The organism is Rhodococcus triatomae (assembly GCF_014217785.1).
In the GTDB taxonomy this organism is placed as follows: Bacteria; Actinomycetota; Actinomycetes; order Mycobacteriales; family Mycobacteriaceae; genus Rhodococcus_F; species Rhodococcus_F triatomae.
Genome location: NZ_CP048814.1, coordinates 2145979 through 2164146, shown reverse-complemented (window position 1 = coordinate 2164146; position 18168 = coordinate 2145979). Strand labels below are relative to the sequence as shown.

The window sequence follows — 18168 nt, the reverse complement described above, 5'->3', positions numbered from 1 at the left end:
TTTCGTATGTGCTCGACCCGCCGGGGTCACGACTGCCCCCACGACCGGAAGGCCCGCATGACCACTCCATCAACGATTCACGACGTCATCATCGTTGGTTCGGGACCTGCCGGGTACACGGCCGCCGTGTACGCGGCGCGCGCCGAACTCTCCCCGCTGCTGTTCGAGGGCACTCAGTTCGGTGGGGCACTGATGACCACCACCGAGGTCGAGAACTTCCCCGGATTCCGCGAGGGCATCATGGGACCGGATCTGATGGACGAGATGCGGGAGCAGGCGAAGCGTTTCGGGGCGGACATCCGCACCGAGGACGTCGAAGCCCTCGACCTCACCGGCCCGGTCAAGAAGGTCGTCGTGAACGGCGAGGAGCACCACGCCTACTCGGTCATCCTCGCGATGGGCGCAGCAGCCCGCTACCTCGACATCCCCGGGGAAGACACCCTCCTCGGCCGTGGGGTCAGCGCCTGCGCCACCTGTGACGGCTTCTTCTTCAAGGACCAGGACATCGCCGTCATCGGCGGAGGCGACTCCGCGATGGAGGAGGCCACCTTCCTCACGCGCTTCGCCCGCAGCGTCACCGTCGTGCACCGGCGTGACGAGTTCCGGGCGTCCCGGATCATGCTCGAGCGCGCCAAGGCCAACGAGAAGATCCGCTTCGTGACCAACGCCGTGCCCGTCCGGGTCCTCGGCGAGAACTCCGTGAGCGGGATCGTCGTCCAGGACACCCGGACGGGGGAGGAGAGCACCCTCGACGTCACCGGGATGTTCGTGGCCATCGGTCACGACCCGCGGAGCGAACTCGTCAAGGGCCAGGTCCAGATCGACGACGAAGGCTACGTCGTGGTCGCCACGCCCACCACGGCCACCTCGATCGACGGTGTCTTCGCCGCCGGCGATCTCGTCGACCATCGCTACCGGCAGGCGATCACCGCCGCCGGCACCGGCTGCTCCGCCGCGATCGATGCCGAGCGCTGGCTCGCCGAGCACGGCGAGATCACGCGGAACACGCTCGCCGCGGCCGGCCATTCGGTCGACGTCCCGGTCCAGGCCTGACCCCGATTCTCACTCCGCCGAGAGGAACACCCGTGACCAACACCGTCACCATCACCGACGACTCCTTCCAGAAGGACGTCCTCGACAGCGACAAGCCCGTCCTCGTCGACTTCTGGGCCACCTGGTGCGCTCCCTGCAAGCTGATCGCCCCGGTCCTCGAGGAGATCGCGGGCGAGTACGCGGACAAGCTGACGATCGCGAAGCTCGACGTCGACGAGAATCCGTCCGCTGCGCGCGACTTCCAGGTCATGTCGATTCCGACGTTGATCCTGTTCAAGGACGGCAAGCCGATCAACAAGGTGGTGGGCACGAAGGGCAAAGCGGCCCTCCTGAAGGAGCTGGCCGAAGTACTGTGATCTGACGCCCAGAATTCCCGAACGACATCGGTCTCTGACACAATCGATCGATGTGCTCGACGTGGTCGGGCACATCGATCGTTGTGGTTCGTGCCCCGAAACGACCCCGTCCGAACATCAGGAAGGTCCGAAGAATGCACCGACTCCGTCACGGTGACCGCGGTCCGGCGGTCGCGGAGATACGGAGCACTCTCACCGATCTCGGCTTCCTGCAGAACGGCAACGGCAGCAGTTCCCACGGTGCCCGGTGGCTGGCGTCGGATGCAGAGTTCGACCACCATCTCGACAGCGCGGTGCGCGCCTTCCAGCAGCAACGCGGCCTTCTCGTCGACGGCGTGGTAGGTCCGGCGACGTACCGCACGCTCAAGGAAGCGTCCTACCGGCTCGGTGCCCGCACGTTGATCTACCAGCTGTCCGCGCCGCTGTTCGGCGACGACGTGGCGACGCTGCAGACCCGGCTGCAGGATCTCGGCTTCTACTTCGGGCGGGTGGACGGCTTCTTCGGTCCTCAGACCCACGAGTCCCTGTCCGGCTTCCAACGCGAGATCGGACTGGCCGCGGACGGCATCTGCGGACCGGCCACACTGCGATCCCTCGAATTGCTCGGCACCCGGGTCACCGGCGGCTCGCCTCACGCGATCAGCGAGGAGGAAGTCGTCCGGCGTTCCGGCCCGCAGCTGAGCGGCAAGCGGATCGTGCTCGACCCCGGTCTCGGCGGCGCCGACCGTGGGCTCGCCGTCCGCAGCGCGCGGGGGGAGACCCTGTACGAGGCGGACATCCTGTGGGATCTGGCCCGGCGGCTCGAGGGCCGGATGGCCGCCACCGGGATGGAGACCTTCCTGTCTCGGCCGCATCACGACAACCCGAGCGATGCCGAGCGAGCGGCGCGGGCCAACACCTTCGACGCCGATCTGACCATCTCGTTGCGCTGCGACTCGAACGCGAGCGAGGCCGCCAACGGAATCGCGAGCTTCCACTTCGGTAACTCCCACGGGTCCACGTCGACCATCGGCCAGATTCTCAGCGGGTTCATCCAGCGGGAGATCGTCGCCCGGACCGCGCTGCTGGATTGCCGCACCCACGGCCGCACCTGGGATCTGCTCCGCCTCACCAACATGCCGACCGTGCAGGTCGATCTCGGCTACCTCACCAATGTCGGTGACGTCGCCGTCCTCACCGACCCGCGGGCGCGCGATGCGATCGCCGAGGGAATCCTCGTCTCGGTGAAGCGCCTGTATCTGCTCGGCCAGGACGATCAGCCGACCGGCACCTTCACCTTCGCCGGGCTGCTCGCGTCCGAGCTGTCGACCGCCGACTGACCGTCCGCCCGGCGGACGTCGCGCTCACCCCGACCGGCGTCCTCGGCTGACTCGTCTCGATCGTCAGCGCTGCCGCTTCCAACAGCTGGAACAGTGCCGCCTCGACATCTTCCTTCCACTCGTGGTCCCGGTGGAGCTCCAGGCGAAATCGGGGATACCGATGATGCGGCGCGATCTCCTCGAAACCGAACTCTTCGAGGAAGTTCGCGTCGATCATGCAGTCCCGGTCCGAGCAGGCCAGTGCCGCTGTTGCCGATGCGACCGGCCCACCCTCCTCGATCTCACCGACCTCGGGTTCCGATGCCGTGCGCCGGTACCCGAATGCCTCGAGTGCACGCACACCTCGTCGAATCAGATCTCCGACGACGGCGTGCACCAGCGCACTTCCGAGGTCCTGCGCGTCGCCGGCCGGATCCACGTGAAGACTCGTCAACAGCACAGCGTCCGCACTCACCGGTGAGGTCGGGAACAGCTGCGCCCGCGGAACCATTCGGGGCGGGGCATAGAGGGCGCTCCCGGCGGGCCGACCGTCCACACTCACGACCTGACCGCACGTGCCCCACTCCAGCATGACCATGGAGAGCCACGCTTCCTTCTCGAACTCGGGATCGTAGAACTCCCGGGAGGAAATCACCGCGGCGGGCTCCATCTCCCAGAACACGCAGCGCCGGACGTGGAGCGACAGTGCATCCAGCCCGTCGAGGACGAGCGGGACGACTCGAGACGATACGGACACCTACCGAATCCGTCCCGAGTGCCACATTCTGCCGCGCCCGCCTGCCGGCGTCGCTCGCGGGGGAGCGGGGGTCGGCGATGCAGAGATCGGCTGCCGTGTGCTCACCACACTCAGCCTTCGACCGTTGCGCCTGGGTTCTGGGTCTCCATCATCCCCACGATCCTCTGCAGGTCCTCGACCGAACCGAACTCGACCACGATCTTGCCCTTGCGCTTGCCCAGACTGACGGTGACCCGGGTATCGAAGGAGTCGGACAGCCGCTCGGCGACATCCTGGAGGCCCGGCATCTGGATGGGCTTGCGCCGGGCAGCAGGCGCCGCGGGGCCGTCGTCGTTCCGGTTCGCCAGAGTCACCGCTTCCTCGGTGGCACGCACCGACATACCCTCTGCCACGATCCGGGCCGCCATGACCTCCTGGGCGTCGGCACCGGCCTCCAGGGACAGCAGGGCTCTGGCGTGACCCGCGGAGAGCACTCCTGCCGCGACCCGCCGCTGCACCGGAATCGGCAGCTTCAGCAAGCGGATCATGTTGGTGATGACGGGGCGGGATCGGCCCAGACGGGTGGCGAGTTCCTCGTGGGTGACCTCGAACTCCTCGAGCAGCTGCTGGTACGCGGCAGCCTCTTCCAGCGGGTTCAGCTGCACCCGGTGGATGTTCTCGAGCAGAGCATCCCGCAGCAGGGCATCGTCCTGCGTCTCGCGGACAATCGCCGGGATGGCGTCGAGCTCGGCTTCCTGGCTGGCTCGCCAGCGGCGCTCACCCATGACGATCTGGTAGCGGTCGTCGCCGAGTGGCCGAACCACGATCGGCTGCATGAGCCCGAACTCACGGATCGAGTGGACGAGCTCCGCGAGCGCTTCCTCGTCGAAGACCTGCCGGGGCTGCTTCGGATTGCGCTCGATCCGATCCGGTGGGATCTCCCGGTAGACAGCGCCGGTGGGGGAGGGGAGGGGCTCCGCGGAATCGGCGGCAGGAGTCGCCGTCGACGTGGATTCGTCGGTCGGCGCCGCGGCGGAGGTCTCCGGCGCGTCCTCGGACGTCGAGAGTTCCGCGTCTTCCGGAGCAATGTTTCCCGTGAAACCACGCTCCTCGGTCTGTGTGCCGCCGGGGCGTTCCGCCCCGATGACCACGTCCGCCGCTGCCGACCCCAAACCCGGTCCGTTGGCCGGCCCCGTCGGAATCAGTGCGGCGAGCCCGCGTCCCAATCCACCCCTGCGTGTCTGGCTCATCTCTACTGCTCCTGCGTCTTCACGGCCCGCGCAGCCAACTCGCGCCCGGCATCCAGATAACTCATTGCCCCCCGGGATCCGGGGTCGTAGTCGAGCACGGTCATTCCGTATCCCGGTGCCTCCGAGACCTTGACGCTGCGGGGGATCACCGACCGGAGAACAGCGTCGCCGAAGTGTGCGCGAACCTCCTCCGCAACCTGATCGGCGAGCTTGGTACGCCCGTCGTACATGGTCAGCAGCACGGTGGACACGTGAAGCTCGGGGTTCAGATGCGCCTGTACGAGTTCGATATTGCGGAGCAGCTGGCCGACGCCTTCGAGCGCGTAGTACTCACATTGGATCGGAATGAGGACCTCTTTCGCGGCCACCAGCGCATTGACCGTGAGGAGCCCGAGTGACGGGGGGCAGTCGATCAGGATGAAGTCCGCATCGATGTCGCCGAGTGCCTGCGCCGTGAGCGCATTCTTCAGTCGGCCTTCCCGCGCGACCATCGACACCAGCTCGATCTCGGCACCCGCCAGATCGATGGTGGCCGGGATGCAGAACAGGCGATCACTGTGCGGGCTCTGCTGGACCGCCTCCCGGGCCTGAACCTCACCGATGAGGACCTCGTAGCTCGAGGGCACGCCGGAATGGTGCGCGACGCCGAGTGCGGTACTGGCGTTGCCCTGTGGGTCGAGGTCGACGACGAGGACTGTGAGCCCCTGGAGGGCAAGCGCGGACGCCATGTTCACGGCGGTCGTCGTCTTGCCGACACCGCCCTTCTGATTGGCGATGGTGAGCACTCGACGCTCGGTGGGCTTCGGGATGGTGAGCGACTTCGGGTGCAGCACCTGACTCGCTCGATGCGCGGCGACCCCGATGGGTGTGTCTTCCGATGGCGCCGAGTAGGGCGTGGCGAAATGATCTCGTTCGGTGAAGGAACCAGCCGACGGATCCGTGGTCGGTTCGGTTTCACGTGAAACGCTCGTTTCACGTGAAACGGCGGATTCAGGCCCACCCGTCATGAAACACTCCTTCGATTTGGAAATCGATCACTACTGCACATGGTTCCCCCTCAGCGCCCGTGCCGCTGGCGACGAGAGAGTCGCTCCGCGCGAACCACCACGGTCGGCACAGGAACCAACCCCTTGCCACATTCGACGATATCGATCTTCCCGGCGCCCAACTTCGCCAACGCCGGACGCGCCCGCTCGATCTCCTCCGCGGCACTCGATCCCTTCAGTGCGAGCATTCTCCCATGCTCGTGCACGAGGGGCATCGACCACTTGGTGAGCTTCTCGAGCGGCGCCACCGCGCGGGAGGTGACGACGTCGGCCCCGCCCGCTTCCTTGATCACGCCCGACTCCTCGGCCCGACCGCGGACCACGAGCACATCCAATCCGTGGGCCTCCACGAACTCAGCCAGATAGACCGACCGCCGGAGCAGCGGCTCGACGAGCGTCACCCTGAGATCGGGTCGCGCGATCGCGAGCGGGATTCCAGGGAGTCCGGCACCGCTACCCACATCCACCACCGACTCACCCTCACCGATGAGTTCGGCGACCACCGCACAGTTGAGGAGATGACGCTCCCACAGCCGGGGCACTTCGCGCGGCCCGATGAGTCCTCGTTCCACACCGTCGCCGGCGAGGGAGTCGTGGTAGTGCTGGGCAATGTGGAACCGATCCCCGAAGATCTGGTGAGCTACTTTCAGCTCGTCCCAGTCGTCGGGTCGAGCACCAACTTGTTCCACGTGAAACATCCTCCCGCGCGCGGCGCTGTGCAAAATGTAGGCCCTCACATTATCGACCCTTACGGCGACAGATGTCCGCTGACCCACGGCACAGCGAGTGGTCGTTCATCACTATTCGTCCGCAACCGCCGAGAAATGAATCATCACCGTGACGAAACTCCCGTGGGTGAATCATCGCAGAGAATTCGAGGGAAATCGGCCGGCGACACCGCTCCTCCGCGACCGCGCCACGCACCGGCCACCCGCCAGGGGAGGGGTCGTGGGCCGTGACCCGAACGAACCGCGTCCGGGCGGCCACCCGGCGATCACGCCAGCCGTAGCGAGAAGGATGCCGAAGACAGCGGTGTCGTTCCGACCGCTCTGCCATTCCACGGTGTCACCTTTCGGGAGAGTGCGACATCGGGGATGGATGATGGGGACCATTGACTCGAACTCCGCCCCGGCCTCTGCCGTAGTCGTCCACCCGACCGGACCAAGATCGCTATCACGGAGCCAGTCCGACGATGCGTTTGTTGCGGTCGGTGGTTCACTGATTCGTACATGCGTGTGTGGGCCCAGCCGTCGGACAGGGTGCGGTGGAAGCGCTCGATCTTCCCGTTTGTCTGGGGTCTGGGTCCGAGTGGATGATCGCTACAGCCGTGTGGCTCTCGCGCCGAGCGTGGGTCCGGTAGGCCGAGCCATTGTCGGACAGAAGTCGCTCGACGGTCACGCCTCGGCCAGCGAAGCAGACGACTGCTCGTTGCCGCACACCAATCGTGGTGGCCTCGTCGTCAGCACAGATCTCGGAGTAAGCGACGCGGGAGCGGTCGCCGATCACGGTGTGCACGAATGCGGTGCCGACCAGACCGTTGCGGTTGGCCGTGACCTCCTTGCTTCGAAGGCCTGCTGTCAATCGACAGGGCGCCAGCCTCCGCCGTCCGAGATGTTGTCGAACGTGGTGACATCGATGTGGATGACGATCCCAGGGTGCTTGATGCGATAGCTCGTACCCTTCAACGCGATCAGATCGGCGTGGTGGGACAATCCGATCGATCATCGCCGGGGCGATGATGGCCTCACCGAACACTTCACTCCACCTCGCGAACAGCAGATTTCGAGGTCGGGATGATCGAGGACTTCTCGTAGCGGCTCGACACCAACTGGAAGAACAGGTTCGCGGCTTCGGTGTCGCACGGGATGTAGCCGACCCCGACGATCGCGACCAGCCCGATCCGAGCGATCTTGCGTGGTTCGATGTCCAACCGCTCCAACCGATGTGCATGCGCCAGCCGGGTGATCCACCCAGTGACCGGCGCGAACGCCACCCGGTGACCGGCGCGCGCGCCCGCGCCCGCCGATACAGTCCCCAGATGTGCTCTCCCGGGTTGGACGCCGAAATCGAAAGTCGGTGACTGTCTTGATCGCCGGGAACCCGGCGCTTTTGATACCCAACCGCGCCCCGGATTCGGCGGCGATCCGCGGAGCCTCGAGCCCCTGACCGACAACAGAGCCCGCCGGCCTCATACCTGCGCTGCACTCGGCGTCACTCCGCGACGAACCACCCCTGCCGACTCCACTCCACCATCGGCTCGGCCGCGATTCCGTGACGGGGAGTCGCGGAGTACGCCGTTTCACGTGAAACACCCACATCGACGCGGGGGAGGGGAGCCGGTTTCACGTGAAACCGCCACGGAGTGCCTGCTTCCGTTTGGTGTCACAAACGACGACGGGCCCGCAGGAACACATCCTGCGGGCCCGTGCGCACCGACTCGACAACGGTCGGTCATCGTCGATCAATCCTTGAGGACGACCACTCGTCGCTGCGGCTCCACGCCTTCACTCTCGCTGGACACCCCGTCGACCGCAGCGACGGCATCGTGCACGATCTTGCGCTCGAACGGAGTCATCGGACGCAGAGACTCACGCTCACCGGTCTCGAGAACGCGGCGTGCGGTCTCGGTTCCGAGCTCGGTCAACTCGTTTCGCAGACCCGCACGCCACCCGGCGACATCCAGCATCAGCCGGCTGCGCTCGCCGGTCGACTGCTGCACCGCCAGACGCGTCAGTTCCTGCAGAGCATCGAGGACTTCGCCCTTGCGGCCCACCAGCTTCTCGAGATCGGATCCTCCATCGATGCTCACGACCGCCCGGTCGCCCTCGACGTCCAGATCGATGTCGCCATCGAAGTCGAGGATGTCGAGGAGCTGTTCGAGGTAGTCGCCGGCGATCTCGCCCTCTTCGACCAGAAGGTCGTCGGACTCGACGTCTTCGTTGGTCTCGACGGCCACGTCCGTTACCTCTTCTTCCACTGCGATATCCGACTCATTGGTCATCGTCGTTCTCTTCTCTCGAATCAGCGTCGCTTGCGCTTCTGGGACTTGCCCCGGTTCGTGTTCGGCCTGTTCTGCGGTTTGGGCTTGGGGCTCTTCTGCGCAGCGCCGCGTCCGGTCGCCTTCGTGGCGCCACCGGATGTGCTCTCGGTCCCGGTCTTCGACTCGGGTTCCTCCGCGGAGGGGGTTTCGGCCTCGTCCGGAACGTCGGCGTCGTCCGCCGCGGTCGACGTGGCAGCACTCTTCTTCTTCTTCGTTCCGGGCTTCGCGCCAGGCTTCGGAGCATTGGCGGCGCGCCGCTCGATGGCGGCCGCCTTCTTCTCTTCCTCTTCCTTGTCGATCCGGCGGAAGACGATGTGCTGCTGTGCGTAGGTCCAGATGTTGTTACTGACCCAGTAGATCAGGATCGCGATCATCAGGAACGGACCACCGACGAGCACGCCGAGGGGGAAGACGTACAGCGCCAGCTTGTTCATGATCGCCGACTGCGGGTTGGCAGCGGCCTCAGGGCTCTGGCGCGCCACGGAAGCGCGTGAGTTGAAGTGCGTCGCGACGCTGGCCACGAGCATCAGCGGAATGGCAACCGCGGCGATGTTGATCGCCGACGGGACTCCACCGAACGGGGCGAACGCTTCGAGAACGCTCTGTGGGCTGGTGATGGCCGCAGAGATGGGGGCGCCGAACAGGCGGGCACTGAGGAAGGACTGGACATCGTCAGGGCTGAACGCGTAGTTGCCGATCGACGCGTTCTCTTCCGGGGTGAGGCCCAGCTGGCCGAACCCGGTACCGGTGCGGTTGAAGGAGCGCAGCACGTGGAACAGGCCGATGAACACCGGAGCCTGCGCGAGGACAGGCAGACACCCCATGAGCGGATTGAAGCCGTGTTCCTTCTGCAGCTTCTGCATCTCCTGCGCCTGCCGCTGGCGATCGCCGGAGTACTTCTTCTGCAGCGCCTTGATCTGCGGCTGCAACTCCTGCATCTGGCGGGTAGTGCGCACCTGCTTGACGAACGGCTTGTAGAGAACCGCACGCAGAGTGAAGACGAGGAAGACCACGGACAGTGCCCAGGCCACGCCGTTGTCCGGGCCGAGGACGGCCCCGAATACCTTGTGCCAGACCCAGAGGATCCAGGACACGGGATAGTAAATGAAGTCGAGCACGGCTCTATGTACTCCTCTGTTCGTCCAAGTTCAGCGGACTGTGGTCGTTCACGTGCGCAGGACGGCGGCCCGACGGCGTGTGACGAGACGCTGTTCGCCGAGATGACGTTCGACGACGTTCGGGGACCGGATCCCACCCTCCGGAGTGCCAGGGACCGCACTTCGCCAGCCGAACCGCGGCAAGTGCCGATCCCTTCCACAAACCGTGGGTGCGCAATGACTCGACAGCGTATTCGCTGCACGTCGGAGTGAACCGGCAGGTCGGCATCCGCAGGGGCGACACATACGTCCGGTACAGCTCGATGCAGAAGATCGCCCCACGAGCGGGCAACTCACGGAGCCGCCGCGTCAGCGGAGCGTCGCGGACTGCGGGCTCTGTCGGGGTATCGATCATGATGGTGAACTCGAGGACGGGGACTCGGTGGCGAGCTCGGGAGAGCTCGTGGACGCGAGTATTCCGAGACGCCGTAGGCCGGCGCGCAACTGCTGTTCCAATTCGGGACTACTGGCCGTGGCCGCACCCGGGAGCGCACGGATCACGATGTCCGTCTGGGCCGGGACACGGGAGGTCAACGGCATACAGATATGACGAAGCCGGCGTGCGACTCGATGTCGAATCACCGCCGGCCCGACAGCTTTACTCACGACGAGCCCGAACCTCGGGCCGCCGAATCGAACCGCCTCGTTCGCTCCGGACACCGATCTGGCATGGACCACGAGATCCCGCCGCCCGATCCGGCGCCCTTGGCGCACGGTGAGCGAGAAGTCGGAGTGACGGCGCAAACGGTTCGGCTCAGGCAACACCCCGAGCTCCTGAACCGAAGATCAGGCGGTCAGCGCAGCGCGGCCCTTACGGCGACGCGACGACACGATTGCCCGACCTGCACGGGTACGCATACGAAGACGGAAGCCGTGAACCCGCGCGCGGCGTCGGTTGTTCGGCTGGAACGTCCGCTTGCCCTTGGCCACGGTCAACACTCCTCGAAGTTCGGTGGCGCCTCCCGGCGCCGCTGGTACGTACTGCTGGAAAATCTGGTGTCTCCACCCGGCCGGTGCGACGATGCGACCTGGCCTCCGGGGCCAGCACGAAATCGTCACCCACCACAGGGCGACTGTTTGAGGGTACTGATCCGCGCCTGCCAGGTCAAACTCGCTCACGCCACCTCGATCCGGTCGCAGCAGCGACCCGGTCACAGTGCGGCGCCCGTCCGATCCTTCGGCGCTTTCCAGCGCTTCGGGAACGGAGAGGACACGCCGAGTTCACCGTGATGGTTGCACCTCTCGACCGAATGTGCCAAACCGCTGTGAGGCTGCCGACACCGCTGCTAGCGTCGGATGCATGGACACGACGACGCCCATGGATGGAGTGCGGACTCCGCACGAGGGTCGTCCCGTCTCGATGTCGTCCCTTCTCCATCCGCTCGCGACCCCGTCTCGCGGCCCGCTGCCGGATTCCCGTCGGCCCCTGTCCGATTCATCCACAGGGCACCGCAGATCCCCACGTGGACGGCCGTGTACCGGGGCTCGCCGGCACCGGACCCGAATGACGACGTAGTCCGGCGAGCTGCCACAACACTGCATATCCGCAGGTCGGGGGGAATTCATCGACCTAGGTCACTGTCACGAACATGCCGGTTCGTGACATCAACGCACGTTGTCCACATCTGTGGATAATTGTGTGGAAACACTGATCAGATGGCATATTCGTAAGCCGGTAGTTGATTGGTACGGCAGCAGTGCCGCCCGACGCAGCACGATAGGGGAGGCACCACGTGGACGAAGATCCCAACGTTCTCGCACGCATCTGGGTGGACGTGGTCGCGGATCTCACGTCGCCGCAGCCGGCAGGCGACCTTCCGCCTCTCACCCGGGCGCAGAAGGCCTGGCTGGCCCTGGTCCGGCCCCTGACCCTCGCCCAGGGCTTCGCATTGTTGTCGGTGCCTTCACCGATTGCCCAGGAGGCGATCGAGCGAGACCTGCGCGAGCCCATCCTCAATGCCCTGGGCCGCCGGCTCGGTGAGCAGGTGGAGGGCTTGGGCGTGCGCATCGCCGCACCCGCCGACGACGTACCGGAATCCGCCGACGCAGTCGCCGAACCGGCCGAGGCAGCGGTCGGGACGGGCGGCAGCTATCGTCGTCGGCTGTTCACCGATCGCAGCGACCACGATCCCTCCGACTCCGAAACCTCGGACTCGTATTCGCGGGAGGACTATCCCCGCGAGAACTATCGCGACCGTGGGACCGGTTACTCGACGGACGGATACGGCCACAACGGGTATGCCGACGGCTCGGACCCGCACACCGACGCCGAGGAAGTCGACGACGACAGCGAGGCGATCGCCAGCGTCCACGCCTCCTGGCCGTCGTACTTCACGAAACCGCCGGCGGGACCGATTCCTGCGGCGACCGGCGGAAACAGCCTCAACGCCAAGTACACCTTCGACACCTTCGTGATCGGCTCGTCCAATCGTTTCGCCCACGCGGCAGCCGTCGCGATCGCCGAGGCCCCGGCACGCGCCTACAACCCGCTGTTCGTGTGGGGCGCCTCAGGTCTCGGAAAGACCCACCTGCTGCACGCGGTCGGCCACTACGCGCAGCGACTGTTCCCCGGTATGCGCGTGAAGTACGTGTCCACCGAGGAGTTCACCAACGACTTCATCAACAGCCTCCGCGACGACCGCAAGGTGGCGTTCAAGCGTCGCTACCGCGAGACCGACATCCTGCTCGTCGACGACATCCAGTTCATCGAGGGCAAGGAAGGTATCCAGGAAGAGTTCTTCCACACCTTCAACACGCTCCACAACGCGAACAAGCAGATCGTCGTCTCCTCCGATCGCCCACCGAAACAATTGGCCACACTCGAGGAACGGCTGCGGACCCGGTTCGAGTGGGGCCTCATCACCGATGTCCAGCCGCCCGAACTCGAGACCCGTATCGCCATCCTGAGCAAGAAGGCCCGGATGGATCGCCTCGAGGTGCCGTACGACGTCCTCGAGTTGATCGCCAGCCGCATCGAACGCAACATTCGCGAGCTCGAGGGTGCCCTGATCCGGGTCACGGCGTTCGCCTCCCTCAACCGGCAGCCACTGGACCTCACTCTCGCCGAGGTGGTTCTGCGGGATCTGATGCCGGATTCGACGGCACTCGAGATCAACGCGGCGACAATCATGGCGGTCACGGCCGAGTACTTCACGATGTCCATCGACGACCTGTGTGGCCCCGGCAAGGCCCGCGCGGTCGCTCAGGCCCGCCAGATCGCCATGTACCTGTGCCGGGAGCTGACCGACCTGTCCCTGCCGAAGATCGGGCAGACGTTCGGCAGGGACCACACCACCGTCATGTATGCCGACAAGAAGATCCGCAAGGAAATGACCGAGCGGCGCAAGGTGTACGACCAGGTCCAGGAGCTCACGGCGAGGATCAAGCAGCGGTCCAAGCGCTGACCTCCAGCTCTCCCTCCCACGCCCGATCTCCGTCTCCCGCGCCCCCGTCTCCTCGAGTCCGCTCTCCTCGGCCCCTCCTGGGTGAAGGGCACCTTCGACCGGTCTGACCTGCTGAAGGTGCCCTTCACCCCTATCCCTTCACCCACTGAGGAGCGGTCAGGAGCGGCTCCACCGGGGCTGCTCACGGGGCCTACGTCGGAGTCGAGGGGAATCAGCGGCTCGAGCGCACCTCGAGGTCCGCTCGAGCCGGGCTCGAGGTGCGCTCGAGGTGGCGTGCCGGAAGCGCTCGAGGTGCCCGCTCGAGGTCGGCTCGAGGCGAGCTCGAGGGGTGGCCTCGAGGGATTCGGGGTGGCGCCGCGGGAGGCCGGATCGCGACACGCCGCACCGACACGCCGTGACTTCTGCCTGCAGCGACGCACTCACACCTGTGGATAACTGTGGGGATGAGGTGGATAGACTGTGGACCGACGGTGGACGAAAGTGAACAACCTCGAGTAGTCCACACGCACCACGAATTTGTCCTCGAGTTGGTCCTCGAGTTCTCCCCATCCGGCAGTGGGCGGAGACCTGCGGTTACCGGCCTCGGTCCACAGATTCCACAGGGCCTAATAGTACTGCTGTTCTTCCCTTCCAAGAACTTCTTTCAAAACAGGGGTTGGGGATCACGCCGGTGCACAGCCGTCCTCGAGTCGATCGTGCCCCTCACGATTCGACTACCGAGCCGGGCCTCGAGGGCATACCGTTGTCGAGCGTCAGCTGTGCAAGACTGTGTGGTCCCGGCACCCGATCGTCGACGAGACGTCAGGTCCGGACCGTGCAGCGGACGGCCGCGCAGAGAATTTTTTGGTGCCTACCGAGAGGAACGACCGGGCGATGGAGCTTGGAAGCCTGAAGTTTCGAGTCTCCCGAGAAGAATTCGCTGATTCGGTTGCCTGGGTGGCCCGAAGTCTGCCCTCCCGGCCGCCCGTCCCGGTTCTCGGTGGAGTCCTCCTCGACGCGTCCGAGCAGGGCCTCACGGTGTCCGGTTTCGACTACGAGGTGTCCGCCCAGGTGCGGGTCGCGGCCGAGGTCGGTGGCGTCGGTCAGGTACTCGTGTCCGGCAAGCTCCTCGCCGACATCACTCGGTCACTACCGAACAAGCCCGTCGACGTCACGCTCGACGGCACCCGGGTTCTCATCGCCTGCGGTAGCGCCAAGTTCTCCCTGCCCACGATGCCGGTCGAGGACTACCCGCAGTTGCCGACGCTCCCGCAGCAGACCGGGACGATCCCGGCGGAGGTCTTCGCCCAGGCGATCAGCCAGGTCGCCGTGGCCGCGGGCAAGGACGACACCCTCCCCATGCTGACCGGTATCCGGCTCGAGATCGAGGGCGACACCATCGTCCTCGCCGCCACCGACCGGTTCCGTCTGGCCGTGCGGGAACTGCAGTGGATCCCCGCGTCCGCGGATACCGGTGCCGCAGTCCTGATCCCTGCCAAGACGTTGTCCGAGGCCGCGAAAACCCTTCCCGGAGACGCCACTTCCCCCGTGGAGCTGGCGCTCGGTGCCGGTGGTGCCGTCGGTGGTGACGGACTGCTCGGCATCGTCGCCGACGGCCGCCGCACCACGACGCGCCTGTTGGACGCGGAGTTCCCGAAGTTCCGTCAGCTCCTGCCCGCCGAGCACACCGCGATGGCGAGCGTCGAGATCGCGCCTCTGGTCGATGCGATCAAGCGCGTGGCCCTCGTCGCGGAACGCGGCGCACAGGTGCGTCTGCAGTTCTCGGACGAGGGGTTGCTGCTCGCGGCCGGTGGTGACGATGCCGGGCGCGCGGAGGAACGGCTCGAGGCCGAGTTCAACGGGGAGGCGTTGACCATTGCGTTCAACCCCGGATACCTCATCGACGGCCTGTCGTCGCTGCACAGCGAGAAGGTCCTGTTCGGATTCACCACGCCGAGCCGGCCCGCCGTGCTCCGGCCGGCCGGCGAGGAGACGATCGAGCCGGACGACTCCGGATCCTTCGCCGCACCGGCCAGCGAGTACACGTACCTGCTGATGCCGGTGCGCCTGCCCGGCTGACACCGGCAGGAACGCCAGCGGACACGAACGGTTCGGAAGAGGAGGTCGCGGTGCGGATCGGCTTGGTGGGGCTCGGGAAGATGGGCTTCAACATGCGGGACCGGCTGCGGTCACGAGGCCACGAGGTGGTCGGATACGATCCGCGGCCCGAGGTCAGCGACGTCGAAACCCTTGCCGGACTTGTCGATACCCTTCCGTCGCCCCGTATCGTCTGGCTCATGGTGCCCGCCGGCGAGGTCACCAGGGTGACCGTGCGCGAGTTGTCCGAGCTGTTGCAGCCGGGTGACCTCGTCATCGACGGCGGCAACTCGAGATTCTCCGACGATGCTCCGCACGCGGAGGTACTCGCCGAACGAGGTATCGGATTTCTCGATTGTGGTGTCTCCGGTGGCATCTGGGGCAGAGACAACGGGTACGGACTGATGGTCGGCGGTTCCGAGCGGGACGTCGAACGCGCCATGCCCGTCTTCGACGCGCTGCGCCCGGAAGGCGAGCGAGCCGACGGATTCGTTCACGCCGGTCCGGTCGGCGCGGGCCACTACGCGAAGATGGTGCACAACGGCATCGAGTACGGGTTGATGCAGGCCTACGCGGAGGGGTACGAACTCCTCGAGGCGCAGGACCTGATCGCCGACGTTCCGGGAGTGCTGCGGGCGTGGACGACGGGTACGGTCGTCCGTTCGTGGCTGCTGGAGCTTCTCGTGAAGGCGCTCGACGAGGATCCGGACCTGGCCGAGATATCCGGTTACACAGAGGATTCCGGTGAGGGTCGATGGACCGTGCAGGAGGCGATCGAGCAGTCGGTTCCGGCTCCGGTGATCTCTGCCGCGCTGTTCGCCAGGTTCGCGTCCCGGCAGCCCGACTCCCCGACGATGAAGGCGGTGTCCGCGTTGCGCGCCCAGTTCGGTGGGCATGCCACGAAAACCTCCGGCACCGAGGGTAACTCGGCGCCGCCGTCCGGTTCGTAGATGTTCGTCCGAGCGATCACGTTGCGGGACTTCCGTTCCTGGGACCGGATGGAGATCACCCTCGATCCGGGGTGCACCGTGTTCGTCGGCCCGAACGGGCACGGCAAGACGAACATTCTCGAGGCACTGGCGTACGTGTCCACGTTGTCCTCGCATCGTGTCGCAGGAGACGGCCCGCTCGTGCGTAGCGGCCTCGCGCAGGCCACGGTGTCCGCGACCGTGGTCAACGCGGGCCGGGAGCTGACCGTCGACGTGGAACTCAACGACGGCAAGGCGAACCGGGCTCGGATCAACACGTCCCCGACGCGTCGTCCCCGCGAGATCCTGGGAATCCTGCAGACGGTGATGTTCGCGCCCGAGGATCTGTCCCTGGTGCGGGGAGACCCGGGGGACCGGCGCCGCTACCTGGACGAACTCGTCACCACCCGGCTGCCGCGGATGGCCGCCGTGCGCTCGGACTACGACCGGGTGCTGCGGCAGCGGTCCGCACTGCTCAAGACCGCGGGAGCGGCGTTGCGCCGTGGTGGCAACTCCGCCGAGGGCGCGTCCGCCCTCACCACGCTGGACGTGTGGGACGGACATCTGGCCGCCCACGGCGCCGAGTTGCTCTGCGCCCGGCTGGCGCTCGTCCACGTACTGGCACCGCACATCGCCGACTCGTACCGCTCCATCGCACCCGAGTCCCGGCCGGCATCGGTGCGCTACCGCTCGAGCCTCGGTGAGATGTTGCCTCCGGAGTTCCTCGATCCCGCCCGAGTGCCGGAACCTGAGGACTCGGCGTTCGTCGAGGAGCAGTTCCTTCGCGCACTGGCGGAGGCCCGGAGCAAGGAGATCGACCGTGGGGTCTCGTTGGTCGGCCCACACCGCGACGATCTGGAACTGGTCCTCGGCGACACCCCGGCCAAGGGATTCGCCAGCCACGGAGAATCCTGGTCGTTCGCGCTGTCACTTCGTCTGGGTTCCTTCGCGCTGCTTCGGACGGACGGCACCGACCCGGTGCTCATGCTCGACGACGTGTTCGCCGAACTGGACCGACGTCGTCGGCGGGCCCTCGCCGACGTCGCTGCCGATGCCGAGCAGGTCCTCGTGACCGCCGCGGTGGCCGGCGACATACCGGCGGAGCTGCGTGCGAGAAGGATCGGGGTCCTGGCGCGCGATACTGACGGCGGCAGGGTCTCCGGGATCACGGACTCGCCGCACGAGGAGGTGGACGATGACGGAGTCGGAATCGACGTCGGAACCGGCGAAGCCTGAGATCACGGACGGCGTGGCCGCGGAGCCGGAGGTGCGGGGTGTCGATCTCGCCCGCCGTGCCCTCGAGGAGGCCCGGGCGGCGGCGAAGGCGCGGGGCAAGGCGGTCGGACAGGGGCGCCGTTCCGGTGGTGTGCGTGCTCTGCGTGCCCGTCGTCGTCGCGGCTGGTCCGGGCCGGGGCCGGACGACCGTGATCCGCAGCCACTCGGATCACTCACCGGTCAGATCGCGAAACAGCGTGGCTGGTCTCCCCACGTGTCCGAGGGCACGGTGCTGGGGCGTTGGGTGCAGGTGGTCGGCGAGGACATCGCCGCGCACGCCACCCCGACGACACTGCGCGAGGGGGTGCTGCACGTCTCGGCGGAATCGACCGCCTGGGCCACCCAGCTGCGGATGATGCAGTCCCAGATCCTGGCGCGGATCGCCACCGCCGTCGGTCATGACGTCGTCCGCACCCTGAAGATCACCGGTCCGTCCGCGCCGAGCTGGCGGAAGGGTGAGCGGCACGTGCGTGGCCGGGGGCCCCGGGACACCTACGGCTGACCGAGCC

General features: G+C 66.4%; 19 protein-coding genes. 8 read left to right on the top strand and 11 right to left on the bottom strand.

Going from position 1 to position 18168, the window contains the following annotated elements; translation table 11 throughout:
• Positions 1-57: 57 nt before the first annotated feature.
• The 3 genes from trxB to G4H71_RS10145 all read left to right on the top strand — a co-directional run bounded on the left by trxB (position 58) and on the right by G4H71_RS10145 (position 2728).
• Positions 58-1053, top strand: coding sequence for a thioredoxin-disulfide reductase (gene trxB / locus G4H71_RS10155; protein WP_072739694.1), 996 nt, complete (start codon positions 58-60; stop codon positions 1051-1053).
• Between the two features lie 32 nt (positions 1054-1085).
• A complete protein-coding gene (trxA, locus tag G4H71_RS10150) occupies positions 1086-1409 on the top strand; it encodes a thioredoxin (RefSeq protein WP_072739695.1) in 324 nt (107 codons plus the stop codon).
• Positions 1410-1543: 134 nt separating this feature from the next.
• Positions 1544-2728 (top strand): N-acetylmuramoyl-L-alanine amidase, encoded by a 1185-nt coding sequence (locus G4H71_RS10145; RefSeq protein ID WP_072739696.1) that lies wholly within the window; start codon positions 1544-1546, stop codon positions 2726-2728.
• Here the strand turns inward: G4H71_RS10145 and G4H71_RS10140 are convergent.
• From G4H71_RS10140 to rpmH, 11 genes are all read right to left on the bottom strand, one after another.
• The gene (locus G4H71_RS10140; RefSeq protein WP_072739697.1) at positions 2682-3464 is read right to left on the bottom strand and encodes a hypothetical protein; all 783 of its coding nucleotides are present in this window, start codon (positions 3462-3464) and stop codon (positions 2682-2684) included. The two genes, G4H71_RS10145 and G4H71_RS10140, sit on opposite strands and share 47 nt — an antisense overlap.
• A gap of 110 nt (positions 3465-3574) precedes the next feature.
• A complete protein-coding gene (locus tag G4H71_RS10135) occupies positions 3575-4693 on the bottom strand; it encodes a ParB/RepB/Spo0J family partition protein (RefSeq protein WP_072739698.1) in 1119 nt (372 codons plus the stop codon).
• Between the two features lie 2 nt (positions 4694-4695).
• On the bottom strand, positions 4696-5700 hold the full coding sequence (locus G4H71_RS10130) for a ParA family protein (protein ID WP_072739699.1): 1005 nt from the start codon (positions 5698-5700) through the stop codon (positions 4696-4698).
• A gap of 50 nt (positions 5701-5750) precedes the next feature.
• Positions 5751-6437, bottom strand: a complete 687-nt coding sequence (gene rsmG / locus G4H71_RS10125) for a 16S rRNA (guanine(527)-N(7))-methyltransferase RsmG (RefSeq protein WP_083343295.1) — start codon at positions 6435-6437, stop codon at positions 5751-5753.
• Between the two features lie 879 nt (positions 6438-7316).
• On the bottom strand, positions 7317-7451 hold the full coding sequence (locus G4H71_RS22895) for a hypothetical protein (RefSeq protein ID WP_371842850.1): 135 nt from the start codon (positions 7449-7451) through the stop codon (positions 7317-7319).
• Positions 7452-7495: 44 nt separating this feature from the next.
• Positions 7496-7732, bottom strand: coding sequence for an ATP-binding protein (locus G4H71_RS10115; RefSeq protein WP_281392604.1), 237 nt, complete (start codon positions 7730-7732; stop codon positions 7496-7498).
• 468 nt (positions 7733-8200) lie between these two features.
• Positions 8201-8740: a Jag family protein gene (locus G4H71_RS10110; RefSeq protein WP_072739703.1), complete on the bottom strand. Its 540-nt coding sequence runs from the start codon at positions 8738-8740 to the stop codon at positions 8201-8203.
• Between the two features lie 20 nt (positions 8741-8760).
• Positions 8761-9897: a membrane protein insertase YidC gene (gene yidC / locus G4H71_RS10105; RefSeq protein ID WP_072739704.1), complete on the bottom strand. Its 1137-nt coding sequence runs from the start codon at positions 9895-9897 to the stop codon at positions 8761-8763.
• Positions 9898-9901: 4 nt separating this feature from the next.
• The gene (yidD, locus tag G4H71_RS10100) at positions 9902-10291 is read right to left on the bottom strand and encodes a membrane protein insertion efficiency factor YidD (RefSeq protein ID WP_072739705.1); all 390 of its coding nucleotides are present in this window, start codon (positions 10289-10291) and stop codon (positions 9902-9904) included.
• Positions 10288-10701: a ribonuclease P protein component gene (gene rnpA, locus G4H71_RS10095; RefSeq protein WP_072739706.1), complete on the bottom strand. Its 414-nt coding sequence runs from the start codon at positions 10699-10701 to the stop codon at positions 10288-10290. Before rnpA ends, yidD begins: the two co-directional genes overlap by 4 nt.
• 21 nt (positions 10702-10722) lie before the next feature.
• Positions 10723-10866, bottom strand: a complete 144-nt coding sequence (gene rpmH / locus G4H71_RS10090; protein WP_072739754.1) for a 50S ribosomal protein L34 — start codon at positions 10864-10866, stop codon at positions 10723-10725.
• 803 nt (positions 10867-11669) lie between these two features.
• Between rpmH and dnaA the strand changes: the two genes are divergently transcribed.
• The 5 genes from dnaA to G4H71_RS10065 all read left to right on the top strand — a co-directional run bounded on the left by dnaA (position 11670) and on the right by G4H71_RS10065 (position 18161).
• Positions 11670-13340, top strand: a complete 1671-nt coding sequence (gene dnaA / locus G4H71_RS10085; protein ID WP_072739707.1) for a chromosomal replication initiator protein DnaA — start codon at positions 11670-11672, stop codon at positions 13338-13340.
• Positions 13341-14213: 873 nt separating this feature from the next.
• On the top strand, positions 14214-15398 hold the full coding sequence (gene dnaN / locus G4H71_RS10080; protein ID WP_072739708.1) for a DNA polymerase III subunit beta: 1185 nt from the start codon (positions 14214-14216) through the stop codon (positions 15396-15398).
• A 50-nt stretch (positions 15399-15448) separates the two neighbouring features.
• Entirely contained in the window at positions 15449-16366 is a 918-nt protein-coding gene (gene gnd, locus G4H71_RS10075; protein ID WP_072739709.1) for a phosphogluconate dehydrogenase (NAD(+)-dependent, decarboxylating), read from the top strand.
• On the top strand, positions 16367-17620 hold the full coding sequence (gene recF / locus G4H71_RS10070; protein WP_072739710.1) for a DNA replication/repair protein RecF: 1254 nt from the start codon (positions 16367-16369) through the stop codon (positions 17618-17620).
• Positions 17580-18161: a DUF721 family protein gene (locus G4H71_RS10065; RefSeq protein ID WP_072739711.1), complete on the top strand. Its 582-nt coding sequence runs from the start codon at positions 17580-17582 to the stop codon at positions 18159-18161. The genes recF and G4H71_RS10065 overlap by 41 nt, the downstream gene beginning before the upstream one ends.
• Positions 18162-18168: the final 7 nt, after the last annotated feature.